Raw genomic sequence first — 13,718 nt, 5'->3', positions numbered from 1 at the left:
AGCTGGCTGGTCGCTTCGGTCGGCACGCCTTCCGGGCTCGTTGCCGCCGCCCTTTGGGCGGTTCGCGCATTCATGCGCCGGCAAAGGCCTCTCTTCGGACCAGTCAGCTAAGGCAGGTAGCACTTACATCCGCAAATCTTTGCTGGATTCGATGTTCGTTTCTTCGAATAATTCTAAAAAACTGGGATGAACTGTCTTCGTGATAACGAGGGATTTGTTTTATTTTGGAATCTATTGGGACGTTCGGTGTTTTTGGGTCTGGGCTTTGCCGTGATTTCGTTTGTGGTGGATTTTTCGAACTCGCTGGATGATTGATAATTCGGGTGCCAATTACTTGATATTCTAGCGCAAATACTTACTGCCACCGTGGCAGTAACTTCCACCGTGAAAGGTACCTGCTTCCGTTTGTGTTGAAAAGGTACCGGGTTCTTTTATTCCGGAATCTGGTCGGGCAAGAGAAGTGGAGTTGGGTCGGTTAGCTCTCCCACAAATATCGAATTAATTTTTCCAATCGAAAGGTAAGATTTCATCCAAATCCGTTGGGCACAGATTGGTGGCGGTTATCACCGAAACATTTCGCTTCCCATTAATTAATCTAATCAAACAGAAGTACGATAATCATGGAACTTCATTTTACTTCCACCGTGGAAGTAAGCGGCTAAGAAGCTCCCATTTTGCGACGGCCCGATCATACTGATTCACGGTTTTGCGTGTGACGCATTTGCTTACTGCCACGGTGGCAGTAACTTAGTCTCTTTTTTGATTAAAATCTGGAGTCGTGAAGTGATTGTTGGATTCGGTTCTGCCGAGGTACGGTGTTCATTCACTGTCCCCGTTGCTGGCTTTACCCTGAGACTCTCTTCCAAAATAAAAAAGGCACCCGAAGGTGCCTTTTCAACTCTCCATTTTTCGTTCTAATTACTTAGAGCAAGAAAGTGGGTAGATGTTGCCGTTAGCTGCTAGGAAGCCGCCGAATGAACCGTCTGCTTCTTTACCAATAGCTAGGAAACCTGTGTTTTTGATAACGCCGTCTTCTTGAGCTGACTTGTCAGTCAAAGCTAGAAGTTGCAAGAAACCGTTGTTCAATTGCTCTGTTACAGCGCCTTTATCCATCTGAGAGAAGAAAATCGATTGTTTTGATTTTTCGCTCAAAGAAACTGTTACGAAGTCTGCTGATTGGTCGTCAGCTAGGTCGATGTTCATTGATACGAATTTGCTCTCTGGAACTGCGCAGTTGAAAATAGTTTCAGCCATTGCAGAAGAACCCATAAGAACCAAAGCTGCTACGATAAGTGATTTCATTAAAACCCTCCTAAGGTTGATTGCGTAAGGGAGGCTATTTCACCCACGGGTAGCAGGCAATGCAAATGCAATGCACTATTTAGGGTGAGCGGGGTTGATTCGTTCCGGCAAAGTGACCGCAGGTTTCTGGCACAAGGTCTGAGCTTCCAGGATTTAATGTCTCTCAGAGTACTAATTAGTTTATTCTTTAACAATCTACAGCAATTCAAAAGAGGGACGTTTCGTGAAATTGGTTATTGCATCATTGATTTGCAGCTGGTGTTTTTCACAGTTTGCTTTTGCACAAGAAGCGCCGAAGACTGAAGCCGCAAAAAAAGAAGAGCCGAAGAAACAGGAAGCGCCAGCGGCAACCGTCGAAAAGAAAATGACAGAGTTTGATAAACCGCTTTTCTTTTCGGTCGTTGATCAAGAACTCAAAATCAAAAATCCTCGCGTCGATTTCGATTTGCAAAAATCAAAAGGCCAAGAGTTAGATATCAACGGCGTCACTTTCAATAACAACTCGTTCACGGCAAAACTTGAAGGCGACACATTGAATTTCACTTGGGACACTGAGCTTGTTCCCGGCGGTGATATTTCGGTCATCAACGAGCAGGGTAAAGAACTTTGGAAAAAAGCGGCGGACGGAAAAGGAACATGGTCCTTCAAGGGTGTGCGTGGATCTGACGGTCCTCAGTGGAAAGATGGTGAAAGATTTCACTTCTGTATCCGCTCTGAAGTAGGTCGTGGTTATTCTGGAATGTGTACTCAAAACTATGCGGTTGAAGTGAAAGAATCCGGCGTGCAACTGGGACTCGCGAAATCTTCGACGACTCCGCGAGTGATTTTTCAAAATGATGAAAAGAAACTCAAAGGCGGCGAGGAAGTGGCCGTGGGAACTCCCGTGCAGTTTCTTGCAACTCTCAGCACGAATGCAACGTATGAATTCGTTTCTGAACCGGTGGCACCGATTGTAAAAGACATGATTGAATCGGAAAAGAAAGATCATGTGACCATCACAGGTGAAATGCCGAAGCCTCTAAAAGCAGAAGCAAAAACGATCTCTGGCAATGACTATGGTAAAATCACGCAGATTTTGGGTTTTCAAAGCACGATCGCCGAAGCTCGTGATTTGTGGGCGGCGGATTTTCCGGTAAAAAAATCTCGCTTGGTAATTCCTGGAAAGTCCGGCGGTATTTTCAGTTATGAGTTGGAAATCCAAAATCCGCCACGCCAACAGGATCGTCGTTTTATTTCCGATCGAGCCATCAAAGGGACTTATAAATCCAAAGATCAAATGCAGGTCCGCGACGCCGCTGACAACATGCAAACGTGGGAGTTCGAAGCTCCGCAAAAGTTTGCGAACAATACCGTTTACCTCGATGTGCAAGGCGAAAAAGCCACGCACAAATCCTATCTTGAAATTTACCGAGCGGGCGCCGGGGAGGCGAGTTTACGTCTGACCGGTGTTGTAACGACTGACGGTGACTTCGTTATGCTAGGTGAAGGTCACGTGTCTTGGTGGTTCAACGATATTTTTGGCGCGCAAAACTACTGGCTTTCAAAGCAAAGATGGGGTGTAAGCGCTCGCTACTTTACGTCTTTAACCCAGTTGCCAGCCACAGATGAGTCAGGCGCTAGTGAGAATGTCGATTTGAAAGTGGCCGAAGCGGATCTTCGCTATAGATTCACTCCGGGACTTTGGGAAAAAGATGAAACAGTGGGAGCGATTGTCGCTTACGAAGCAATGACTTTAGGAGACGCCAATGTTCCGAAGTTAGGCGTGGGCCTTTTCTGGGCGCGTTCGATGCCGAAATCCATTGATACCTGGTTCAGTAAAATTCCGTTCATGAACTATCCAAAGTGGGTGGACATGGAGTTCATCAAGTATGTGTCGTCGACTGACAGTGATATCACCCTGGGCGACGACTACGTTCTGAATTTCCATGGAAAAGTTTTGTGGACCCCTAGCTTCTTCGGAGAGGCCGGATTTGGTTTGAAAAACTATTATTTCGAGAAAAGCTCTGACGGCAGTGGTGCTAAATTGACTACTTTCTACGGAACTGTGGGATTAGGTATTAATTTTTAGCTGTCCGTTTAAAGGTGCATGAAAAAAAAGCTGACCCTTGTCCATATCTTTCTGCTCAACCAGCTTACGACGACACTAGTTCTGCTTCTAGTGCTCGCCGTCTATGGCACTCATTTATTTATTTCTGAGCAGCGCTCGATCCGCGAAAGGATGGATCCCGCGTTAAGTCGCGAGGTCGAAAGAACGAATAACGAAATATCCAGTCTTGAAGCCAATGTACAGCGCCTTAAAAGCATCGTGGATCTTTTTGAGGTGATGCCACCTGCGATGAGAGTCGAACAGTTTCGTAACTTTGCGGCGATGACAATTGCTCCACACTCAACCCAGTTCAACGCTTACTTCGCCTTGGGACCCGAGCTAGCAAAGAAGTACTTCGGTAAAAGTTCCTACGTTTACGTGGTTCTTCGTGACTACTCCTTATTTGCAAACACTCGTTATAACGACCCACAATACTTCATTCATGAAGAATTCCTTGCTCCAGGCTACAACACCGATCCGGATATGCAGTGGTGGCACATGAACGAAAAAAATGTCGGAATCAACTTTTCTGACTTTTATTTCGACAAAGGCTACATGGAAAAAGTCATGTTCAGTACGACGACAGGCGCTTATAAAGATGGAAAGCTTGTCGCCGTCGTAGGGATTGATACTCTTGCCGGAGACATCGCTCATCGTTTGGGGGCATTCCGTTTAGGGGAAACCGGCGGAGTGATCATCGTCGACAATCATGGTCGGCCGGTGTTGCCTTTGATCGCGCGTGATCTGCCTCTTTTAGATTTTAAATATCTAAGAGCTTTTAGCCGAGATGAGTTTAAGAAACTGCCGACACTGTCCCAAAAAGTATTCAATATCCAAGGAGCGAAACTTCAAGATTTCGCGGGGGCTGATGGCAAAACCTACATCACATATGCAAAGCCTATCAAGGGTCGCCCTTGGCACATGGTGATCTATCAAGAAAAATCGGAAGCCTATTCTGGTCTTTATTTCCGTATGTTCTTTTTCGGCTTTGTCGCCATGGGTGCTTACTTCTTGCTAACGCTGATGGTGTGGTTGACGGGAAAATATGTGGTGAATCAGGATAAAGCCGCTCTTAAAGAGTTGCTGGAATCCCGCGATAAGGCCGAAGCAGCAACAAAAATAAAGTCCTTGTTTCTATCGACGATGAGCCATGAAATCCGCACGCCCTTAAACTCTATGTTAGGGTCTTCTGAGCTGTTAGCGGAAACTCCGCTGACTTTAGAACAAAACGAACTTCTGCGGTCCCTGCAGAGCTCTGGCGAAACGCTTTTAAGCATGCTTAATAACATCCTGGATTTTTCTAAATTTGAGTCTGGCCGAATGCAGTTAGAGCGGCGCGAGTTTTTATTGAGTGATCTGGTGCGAGAAGTGGATGCCTTGGTGGCCACATCTATTCTGCGTAAGGGATTGAAGTTTTATTTCCACGGCCCTGAGCAAGATCGTTGGGTTGTCGGGGACTCTTTGCGCTTAAAACAAATTTTGATGAATCTTCTTGGAAACGCCGTGAAGTTCACAGACCGCGGAAGTATCGAGCTGACCGTACAGCCTTATCCCGGGAAGGACTCGCAATCAGAATATTTCCTGTTCGAAGTTAAAGACACCGGTGTTGGAATCGCAAAAGAAAACCTACGAAAAATTTTCGATGAGTTCGGTCAGGAAGACTCTTCGGTCACGCGTCGTTTCGGTGGGACCGGTTTGGGACTAAGTATTTCGAAAAAAATCGTGCAAGAGATGGGTGGGGAGCTTCACTGTGAAAGCGAACAATACATGGGCTCACGCTTTTACTTTTCGGTCCAAATGCAAAGTCGAAAGGCAGAAAACTGGAACGTGCGTTGGACAACGAAGATGAGTGCAGCACTGACGAAGGAAATCAAAAAGGCCGCTACGGAAAATCAGCGTCGTATCCTTATTGTGGATGACATGGAAGAAAACCACACTCTTTTGAAAGCCTATATTCGTAAGCTCGAGAATATCCATGCAGATTCCGCCTTCAACGGCTATGAGTGTTTAGAAAAATGGGAGCGCTACGATTACGACCTTATTTTTATGGATGTTCAAATGCCCGAGATGTCTGGTCTTGATACAATCCGCAAGTTGCGGGATCTCGAACGAATTCAAGAGCGCAAAAGAACTCCAGTGATCGTCGTTTCTGCCAATAGTTTTGCTGAAGATATCGAAAAGAGCTTAGCGGCCGGTGCCGACAATCATGCGGGTAAGCCTGTGCGCAAGCAAACTGTTATCGAATTGGTTCAAAAATACTGCGTTTCTGAAGCCGAAACGACCTCTGTGAACTCTTAAGACAGCGTTAAGTTTCTAACACCTTATCCCGATATTACGAAGGACTGGAGTCGGAATGAATATTGCCTTTATTCATTACGAGACGGGGAAAAAGGGGGAATTTGTGAAAAGAGGTTTGGCACTCATCGGGATACTGTGTCTCGTTTTGGGATTCCAAAACTGCAGTCAAAGCGCACTGCAAGGGCAAGGGGACTTGGCTTCGACCGACGTTTCCATCAATATGCCGCCACAGATTTCTGATGAAGCAGATTCTTCCATGGCAAAGGCAGTCACTTTCATTGAAATTCCCAATATTTCTGACGAGCAAACTTCTGTTTCGGCAAAAGCCACAGAAGTAACACCCTACCGTCTAGTGATCTCTACTGAATCAGGTTCTATTCAACTGGTTGATGATGCGAACAACGTTTTAGAAAAGCGCTGTTTGAATTCAAGCAATCTAAGCGAATTAAAAACCATCTTAAGTGGCTCCAGCATTTGTGAAGCTGAAGCTCAAAGTGATGATCAAGTCTGTTCTATGAAATACAAGCCTTGGTATGCAGCCCTTTATGTGAATGAAGAACGCGTGAAGCTGGGTGAAGAAAGAGACTCTTGTGGCAAGGGCAGAAAAGATCTTTGCGGAGCCCTTACCGATGTATTCCAGGCTTACGTAGCTCATGTGAAGCAGCATTGGAATGAGATGAACTGCGAATAGTGATGAAATTCCCGCAAACTGATGCGATCAAAAAACAGCTTCCCAGTAGGAAGCTGTTTTTATTTGTAGACTATTTTGAACTCATACTTTTATTGATAATATCTTTATAAAACAGAAGACTCTGCACTTCAGAAAAGGTGTTCGGAAATCCCTGAAGGGGATAGCTTGGTGCCAGGCTTTTGCAGTTAGCACCTTTAGAATCACAACTATTATATCTTTCGCATCCTTGAACGGGATCAGCATAGGTGGAAATACCAGGATTTCCGCCAATAAGAACACCCACGATCTCATTTTTTGCATTAAAGACGGGGCTACCGCTATTCCCGGAAAAGGCATCTAAGTCCGTCAAAAAAGATCGACTGCGATATTGCGGTAGAAATACTTTTGCATTGTCAGTGTACTTCAGTGGAAGTCCCATTGGAAAACCCAACATCGTCACGGGTTCGTTCATCTGCACTGATTTGTCTGATATTTTAAAAGGCATTCTGTTGACGGTCGGGCGATCCAAGCGAATTAGGGCAAAGTCATGGTTTTCGCCCTTCTCACTCACCGTTGCATAGATGATTTCTTTGCACTTAAAGATCTTGTCGTTGGCGATCTTTGAGGGATTCATTTTTGAATCGTAGTCAAACATCCAAGTATAGACTTCACAATATTGATCAGTAACGTCGCGGATTTCACCAAAGGTCACGGCACAGTGGCCGGCCGTGATCAGAAGATCTGGAGCAACTAAAAAGCCCGAGCAAGCGTAAGCGATGCTTGTTTGATTAGCGAAGCGTTCATCCCGGCACATGAAATCGCTCATTTTATTAATATCTAAAGAAGAGTGACCATTGCCAAGATCGGTCCATAGGCTGTTTAAGACGCCGACAGCGACAGAACGCGCGAGCGAATTCTTCGCAAGGACTTGCAAGATATCTTTACGATCATCACGACCAAAGATATCGGCACAGACAAATACAGGAACGATAAAAATGAAAGCCAAGGCGACTCGAGAAAGCAGTTTCACGGGAAGTTCCTATCCTAGTGAGAGCATTCGAAAGGCGCACCTTACTAGAAATGGATTCTAAGATCCACTCAGTTGAATTTATTTCCCGTCGTGAATTCATTATGAATTCATTTGGCTAATAGAGAGAGAAATTAGGACCCCGAGTGGGGCCCCAATATTAAGGATTCGTTATACTCCCAACAGGGATTTTACTTTGTCGAAGGCCTGAGGAAGGCTGGCTCTGTTTGGAGCTGCGCCTTGGGCGAAGTCAGGGCGACCGCCGCCTTTTCCACCCATGATGCCCGCGACTTCTTTAAGAAGATCACCCGCTTTGGTTTCGCCGGAAATTTCTTTAGATACGCTGACGATGATGGGGTTCGAGCCTTCACCTTGTCCTACCACGACAACAACGCCGCTTTGAATTTTGTTTTTCAAATGGTCTGTGACTTCAGCAAGGACCTGACGGTCATCCAAAGCTAGATCCGCAAGAACTAGTTTTGCAGAAGCACCCGCTTTAGTTTTGAACGTCAAAGCTTTAGCTGCAAGATCATCGACATTCACTTGTCCGCCTTGCAACTTCTTCATCTCTTTTTCCATCTGCTTGATTTGCTCTTTTAAAGCCTCTACGCGATTGGCAAGAGTTGCCGTTTCGCCAGTGGCTTCAAGATGTTTCAAGTAATGAGGGCTTTTTTGGAAACCCGCCGCAGACAGAGCCTCATCTAAGTGTGAAACCGCATTCATCGCATAGCGAACGGCACCGTCACCAGTGATAGCTTCCACGCGACGGACGCCGGCGCTCACGCCTGCTTCAGAAATGATCTTAAACAAGCGAATTTGTGAAGTGTTCTTCACATGAGTTCCACCACAAAGCTCGCAAGAGAAATCACCCATAGTTAGGACGCGCACTTTGTCGCCGTATTTTTCGCCGAACAAAGCCATCGCACCTTTCGCTTGAGCTTCTTTCGGTGACATCACTTCGACTTTCACTTCGTTACCCATAGCGATCTGCTCATTCACAAGCTCTTCGATTTGACGAATTTCTTCGGAAGACAAAGGCTTATTGTGAGTGAAGTCGAAGCGAGTTTTTTGCGAGTCCACTAAAGAACCCGCTTGAGTCACGTGCGCACCCAAAACTTTACGTAAAGCGGAGTGCAACAAGTGTGTCGCCGAGTGATTGCTCATTGTGTTGCGACGTTCAAATGGATTTACAATCGTGTCTACTTCTTGGCCGACTTTAAATTCACCGTGTTCGACTTCAACGTGGTGAAGAACGATATCGTCCGTCTTTGTTGTGTTCACAACTTTAGCGCGCGATCCGTTCTTATCCATGATGTAACCGATATCACCTACTTGACCGCCGCCTTCACCATAGAATGAAGTTTCGTCGGTGATGATCACACCGTGGTCGCCTTCTTTTAATGAAGTTACGACTTCTTGGCCGTTGGAAAGCGCTGTAATACGACCGCCACCCGCGAAGTCGCCGTAGCCCGTAAACTTCACAGTTTTTCCGGTTGCTACGTAGTCTTTCGCGAATTTGATCAAGTGTTGTTCGTCCGCGCCTAAAGCTTTCCCTTTCCAGGATGCTTTGGATTTTGCGCGGTTGGCTTCCATTTCTTTTTCAAATGCGGCTTCGTTCACTTCGATGCCTTGCTCATTGGCAATCACGCGAGTCAAGTCGGCCGGGAATCCGTAAGTGTCATACATTCTGAAAACAACTTCGCCAGTAAGTTCTTTTGCACCTTTGGCTTTGGCTTTCGCGATTTCATCCATCAAGATGTTTGTGCCGTTGTCCAAAGTGCTGATGAAGCGGTCTTCTTCGTCACGAATCGTATTTAAGATATGATCACGACGCGCATTCAATTCTGGGTAGACAGAGCCCATGCTTTCAATCAAGGCTTCTGCCATCGCTGGTAAGAAAGATTGATCGGCAGAAAGTTTTCGTCCGTAACGAATCGCACGTCTCATGATACGACGAAGAACGTAACCACGTCCTTCGTTGGAAGGAAGAGCGCCATCTGCAATCAAGAAAGACGTCGAGCGACAGTGATCCGCAAGAACGCGCAAAGCAGAAGTGATCTCTGCCGCGTGTTTGTCTTTTGCTAAAACTTCTTTGTCGGTGATGTATTCAATCTTTCCGATTTTGCAAGCGCGCTCAATCATTGGCATGAAAAGATCGGTATCGTAGTTGTTGAATTTACCTTGCATAGCCGCCACGACACGCTCAAGACCCGAACCTGTATCCACAGAAGGTTTTGGCAGCGGAGTCAAAGTGCCTGGAGGATTTTCGAAGTACTGCATGAAAACCAGATTCCAGATTTCAACGAAGCGATCTTCACCAGCCGCGATCCCTTTAAACGGATCAGAGATAGTTCCTGCTTTCGGGCCGTGATCGTAAAAGATCTCTGTACAAGGACCGCAAGGACCCGTGTCGCCCATTTTCCAAAAGTTATCGGCATCAAAACGGAAGATGCGATCCTTCGGAATGCCTTCTTGCGTGTGCCATATCTCAGCCGCTTCATCGTCAGAGATATGAACGGTGACGTAAAGCTTCTCTTTAGGGATGTTCAATTCCTTAGTCAGAAATTCCCAAGCAAAGTGAATCGCGTCTTTTTTGAAGTAATCGCCGAAAGAAAAGTTCCCCAACATTTCAAAGAACGTGTGGTGACGGGCCGTGAAGCCAACGTTTTCTAAGTCATTGTGTTTACCACCGGCGCGCACGCATTTTTGCACAGTGACCGCGCGAGAGTAATCGCGTTTTTCCAAACCCAGGAATGTATTTTTAAATTGGTTCATCCCGGCGTTCGCGAAAAGCAATGTCGGATCATTTTCTGGAATCAAAGAAGAAGAACCTACATGAGTGTGACCCTTCTTTTTGAAGTATTCGACAAAGGCGTTGCGGATCTCAGAGCTTTTCATAAATAACCTTTCTTACGGTCTCGGAATCAAATCCTCGCGATGCCAAGAAGCGACCAACACGGGCCTTTTCTTCGCGCGAGAATTCATAATCTTCATCATACTTAGTTTTTACAATCGAAAGAGCCTTTTCAAGCTCCAAGTCTCGGTCGGTAGAAACAGAAGGCAAACCTTTTTCACGAAGGTAGTTATTGATGTAGTGAATGCCTTTGTTGCGACGATGAAGCATATCGGCCATGCGCTGAGCTAGGTCCGTCGGGTCGCCAATCCAGTTCTGGTCTTTGGCGAAGTCGATTGCTTCATCAATGATTTCCCCCAAAGACTCCTCATCCGAAAATCTTTCGCGCAATTTTGTGCGTAACTCTTTTTCGGAATGGTCTCGGCGGGCGATCAAGTCCATGACTTTCTTTTTCGCTGCCAGACGGGTTTTTTGGGGGTCTTTCTCTCGAGACATGACAGAGATTATTACTCTGTTTTGGGCTCCTTGCGAAGAACAATTTCGGTCAGCTCACAATATGTTCCCAGACGAAGTCGCGGGCCCCAATAACCTGTTCCTTGATTGACATAGAGCTGCATATTTCCAATGCGGTATAAGCCCTTGGCATAGCGTTCGAAAAAGACAATCAACCAGTTCCAAGGAAAGAACTGCCCGCCATGAGTGTGACCAGAAAGCTGCAAGTCGACGCCTAAGGTCTGGACCTTGGCAGCCAGGGACGGCTGATGTGATAACAGCACTTTGAAGCTATTCTCTGTGAACTGCTTTTGCACGCGCGCCAGATCCGGGCCCTCTTCACGAAAATGTAAAGCGGCCGGGTCGGGGATGCCGGCCATTTGCAAGGTCGCGGGGCCGAATGCAATGTTTTGAACCTGATTTATCAGCACATGAAACCCGATATCGCGAAAAGCCTGAAGTCCTTTTTGTGGATTCCAGTAGTACTCGTGATTTCCGGGAACGTAGTAGATGCCGTGCGGGGCTTTTAACTCCGCCAGCATTTTAAATTCTTCTTCGTGCTTTTCCACGAAGCTGTCCAGGATGTCGCCGGTGAATACAATGACGTCAGGTTGCAAACGCAGAGTTTGTGCCACCAGCTTCTTCACAAAAGAAGGGGAAAGACTGGGGCTGATGTGAAGGTCTGTGATGTGTAAGAGGCGCAGACCTTCTAATTCTTTTGGTAGGTTTTTAAAAAAGACCGGGACCTTTTTTAGACGTGGGCCTACTTGAATTACGGCATTACCGAAAATCAAAAACACTAGTGGTAGGCCCAGCATCGCAAATGTCGCTTGGGAGCTGTAGAGATTTCCAAACTGAGAAGGCATCACCCATTTTTCGACGAAGGCAAAAACGTCTCGCAATATGACTAAACTCACAAGGAAGTTAATGTATGCCATGACCGTCAAAGAACCATCCAAAAGACGATCTCGCCAAGGGCGATGGTCTAAGTTTTTTTCTTTCCAAAAGAAAAGAAAAGTCCCGATCACCAAAGCGAACAGGAACGCCAGTAGAATGATGACCGCCGTTGTTCCGATCCATGTGAAATCTGTGAAGCGAGTCAATTGATGGGATACATAGATGAAAATGAGAAGGATAAAAGAGCTGGCAAGCGTGCGAAATAAACCCATATAGCTTCATACCATGCTGCTATGATTTTGCACAGTCTAATGTAAAAACACACGTCGGAGTCCTGTGGAAACAATGATAAATTTGAAGAGTCGCACTGGGAGGTCCTATGAGTTTCCGCAGCGAATTCGAACAGGCGAGGGATTTTTTAATTTTGCACCGTTCTGACTATGACTACGCCTACGCGCATTTTGAGTGGCCGCGCCTTGAAGAATTCAATTGGGCCCTTGATTACTTTGACCCCATGGCCGAAGGCAATGACAAGACGGCTCTTTGGATTGTCAGCGAAAACGGTGAAGAGCATAAATACAGCTTTGGTGAGCTTTCACAACGCTCTAACCAAGTCGCTAATTATTTATGTCACCATGGCGTGCAAAAGGGCGACTCGATCTTTTTGCTAATCGAAAACGACGTGGCTTTATGGGAACTCATGTTGGGAGCCATGAAAGTGGGCGCAGTCCTTGTGCCTAATAATCCGTTGCTCTCTCAACAAGAGCTTTCCGACCGATTGAACCGCGAACAGATTAAAGTGATCGCGACCACAAAAAAACATGTCGATAAGTTTTCTGTCAAAGGCACAAGCATTCTTTCACTCATCGTCGACGGCGAGGCCGAAGGATGGAGACCTTTTGCAGAATATAGAAAAGAAAGCGCGGATTTTGAAGAGGAAAGTCGCACGAAAGTGCATGACCCGCTCTTCAGATATTTCACCTCTTCGAACACCGTAAAACCTCGTATCGTCGAACATAGTTACGGCGGATTTCCGATCGGGCATCTGTCGACAATGTATTGGATTGGTCTGCGTCCCGGGGACGTTCACTTTGGAGTGAACTCGACGGGTTGGGCGATGCATGACTGGAACAACTTTATCGCTCCATGGAATGCCGAAGCCACTATCTTTATTTACAAACAAGAGCGTTTTAACGCCAAGACAGTTTTAGATGCGCTGTCTGAATATCCGATCACGACGTTCTGTGCTCCGCCGACCGTTTGGCGCTTGCTGATGCATGAAGATATGGCCTCGCACAAAGTTCAACTTCGCGAAGCGGTAAGTACCGGCGAAGCGCTCAGTGCGGAAGTGATTTCGAAAGTCTACAAGGCTTGGAAGCTCTTTGTTCGCGATGGTTATGGTCAAACAGAAACGCCGACAATCATCGGCATCCCGCCCGAAGAAAAAGGTGCTTTCGGCACTATGGGAAAACCTTTGCCAGGATTTAAAATCGCTCTATTAGACGACAAGAAAAACGCGGGCGATGCGGGCGAAGTCTGCATCAGTTTAGAAAACCATCCGGTAGGTCTTGCCTCGGGTGCTGGCGGGGACAGTGGTTACTTCCACACAGGCGATTTAGCTTATCATGACGATGCCAACAACTATTCGTTCTCTGAGCGTATTGATGGACTCTTTAAATCTTCTGACTATCGCATCAGCCCTTATGAACTAGAGCATGTTCTTCGAGAGTTCCCAGCGATTCGCGAGGCTGTCGTGATTCCAAGCCCTGATCCAATACGGGATTGCGTTCCTAAGGCTTTAGTGGCGCTTATCAAAGGCGTCGAGCCCACGAAAGATCTTGCCTTGGACATTATGAATTTTGCGCGTACACGATTGTCCCCATTTAAACGCATCCGCCGGGTCGAGTTCACCGAAATCGCGATGAACACCCATGGGGAAATTATGAGGGCCGAATTAGTTACCCGTGAAAGAGATAAAGTCCACTCTGGCGAGAAATCGCCTTATGAGTTTTGGGAAGAAGATGCAAAAATCAGTATTCCCGATGCGTGGGCCCAGGAGCTTCCATAGGGAAAGTGTCTCAAATTTGTTTAT

Annotated in this window: 10 protein-coding genes; 5 read left to right on the top strand and 5 right to left on the bottom strand. The window is 46.4% G+C overall.

Annotated elements, in window-relative coordinates; genetic code table 11:
- The first annotated feature begins 186 nt into the window (after positions 1–186).
- On the top strand, positions 187–315 hold the full coding sequence (locus AZI85_RS17945) for a hypothetical protein (RefSeq protein ID WP_301335686.1): 129 nt from the start codon (positions 187–189) through the stop codon (positions 313–315).
- 603 nt (positions 316–918) lie between these two features.
- On the opposite strand, the gene AZI85_RS06010 is transcribed toward AZI85_RS17945, so the two are convergent.
- A complete protein-coding gene (locus AZI85_RS06010) occupies positions 919–1,302 on the bottom strand; it encodes a hypothetical protein (protein WP_063243246.1) in 384 nt (127 codons plus the stop codon).
- Positions 1,303–1,525: 223 nt separating this feature from the next.
- Between AZI85_RS06010 and AZI85_RS06005 the strand changes: the two genes are divergently transcribed.
- The 3 genes from AZI85_RS06005 to AZI85_RS05995 all read left to right on the top strand — a co-directional run bounded on the left by AZI85_RS06005 (position 1,526) and on the right by AZI85_RS05995 (position 6,377).
- On the top strand, positions 1,526–3,370 hold the full coding sequence (locus AZI85_RS06005) for a hypothetical protein (protein ID WP_063243245.1): 1,845 nt from the start codon (positions 1,526–1,528) through the stop codon (positions 3,368–3,370).
- 18 nt (positions 3,371–3,388) lie between these two features.
- A complete protein-coding gene (locus AZI85_RS06000; RefSeq protein WP_063243244.1) occupies positions 3,389–5,686 on the top strand; it encodes a hybrid sensor histidine kinase/response regulator in 2,298 nt (765 codons plus the stop codon).
- 103 nt (positions 5,687–5,789) lie between these two features.
- Positions 5,790–6,377, top strand: a complete 588-nt coding sequence (locus AZI85_RS05995; protein ID WP_155723945.1) for a hypothetical protein — start codon at positions 5,790–5,792, stop codon at positions 6,375–6,377.
- A 70-nt stretch (positions 6,378–6,447) separates the two neighbouring features.
- Here the strand turns inward: AZI85_RS05995 and AZI85_RS05990 are convergent, their stop codons facing one another.
- From AZI85_RS05990 to AZI85_RS05975, 4 genes are all read right to left on the bottom strand, one after another.
- A complete protein-coding gene (locus tag AZI85_RS05990; protein WP_063243242.1) occupies positions 6,448–7,386 on the bottom strand; it encodes a trypsin-like serine peptidase in 939 nt (312 codons plus the stop codon).
- Positions 7,387–7,554: 168 nt separating this feature from the next.
- On the bottom strand, positions 7,555–10,281 hold the full coding sequence (gene alaS / locus AZI85_RS05985; protein WP_063243241.1) for an alanine--tRNA ligase: 2,727 nt from the start codon (positions 10,279–10,281) through the stop codon (positions 7,555–7,557).
- Entirely contained in the window at positions 10,268–10,732 is a 465-nt protein-coding gene (locus AZI85_RS05980) for a regulatory protein RecX (protein ID WP_063243240.1), read from the bottom strand. The genes alaS and AZI85_RS05980 overlap by 14 nt, the downstream gene beginning before the upstream one ends.
- 11 nt (positions 10,733–10,743) lie before the next feature.
- Positions 10,744–11,898 (bottom strand): metallophosphoesterase, encoded by a 1,155-nt coding sequence (locus AZI85_RS05975; protein ID WP_063243239.1) that lies wholly within the window; start codon positions 11,896–11,898, stop codon positions 10,744–10,746.
- Positions 11,899–12,005: 107 nt separating this feature from the next.
- On the opposite strand from AZI85_RS05975, the gene AZI85_RS05970 reads away from it, so the two are divergent.
- A complete protein-coding gene (locus tag AZI85_RS05970) occupies positions 12,006–13,694 on the top strand; it encodes an AMP-binding protein (protein WP_063243238.1) in 1,689 nt (562 codons plus the stop codon).
- Positions 13,695–13,718 lie beyond the last annotated feature (24 nt).

Source organism: Bdellovibrio bacteriovorus, from assembly GCF_001592755.1.
In the GTDB taxonomy this organism is placed as follows: Bacteria; Bdellovibrionota; Bdellovibrionia; order Bdellovibrionales; family Bdellovibrionaceae; genus Bdellovibrio; species Bdellovibrio bacteriovorus_E.
This window is presented reverse-complemented; position numbering and strand designations above follow the sequence as displayed.

Excerpts from the sequence above, each read along its gene's own strand:
- AZI85_RS17945 (WP_301335686.1), top strand. The coding sequence starts at position 187 with ATGAACTGTCTTCGTGATAACGAGGGATTTGTTTTATTTTGGAATCTA.
- AZI85_RS06010 (WP_063243246.1), bottom strand. The coding sequence starts at position 1,302 with ATGAAATCACTTATCGTAGCAGCTTTGGTTCTTATGGGTTCTTCTGCA.
- AZI85_RS06000 (WP_063243244.1), top strand. The coding sequence starts at position 3,389 with ATGAAAAAAAAGCTGACCCTTGTCCATATCTTTCTGCTCAACCAGCTT.
- alaS (WP_063243241.1), bottom strand. The coding sequence starts at position 10,281 with ATGAAAAGCTCTGAGATCCGCAACGCCTTTGTCGAATACTTCAAAAAG.
- AZI85_RS05980 (WP_063243240.1), bottom strand. The coding sequence starts at position 10,732 with ATGTCTCGAGAGAAAGACCCCCAAAAAACCCGTCTGGCAGCGAAAAAG.
- AZI85_RS05975 (WP_063243239.1), bottom strand. The coding sequence starts at position 11,898 with ATGGGTTTATTTCGCACGCTTGCCAGCTCTTTTATCCTTCTCATTTTC.
- AZI85_RS05970 (WP_063243238.1), top strand. The coding sequence starts at position 12,006 with ATGAGTTTCCGCAGCGAATTCGAACAGGCGAGGGATTTTTTAATTTTG.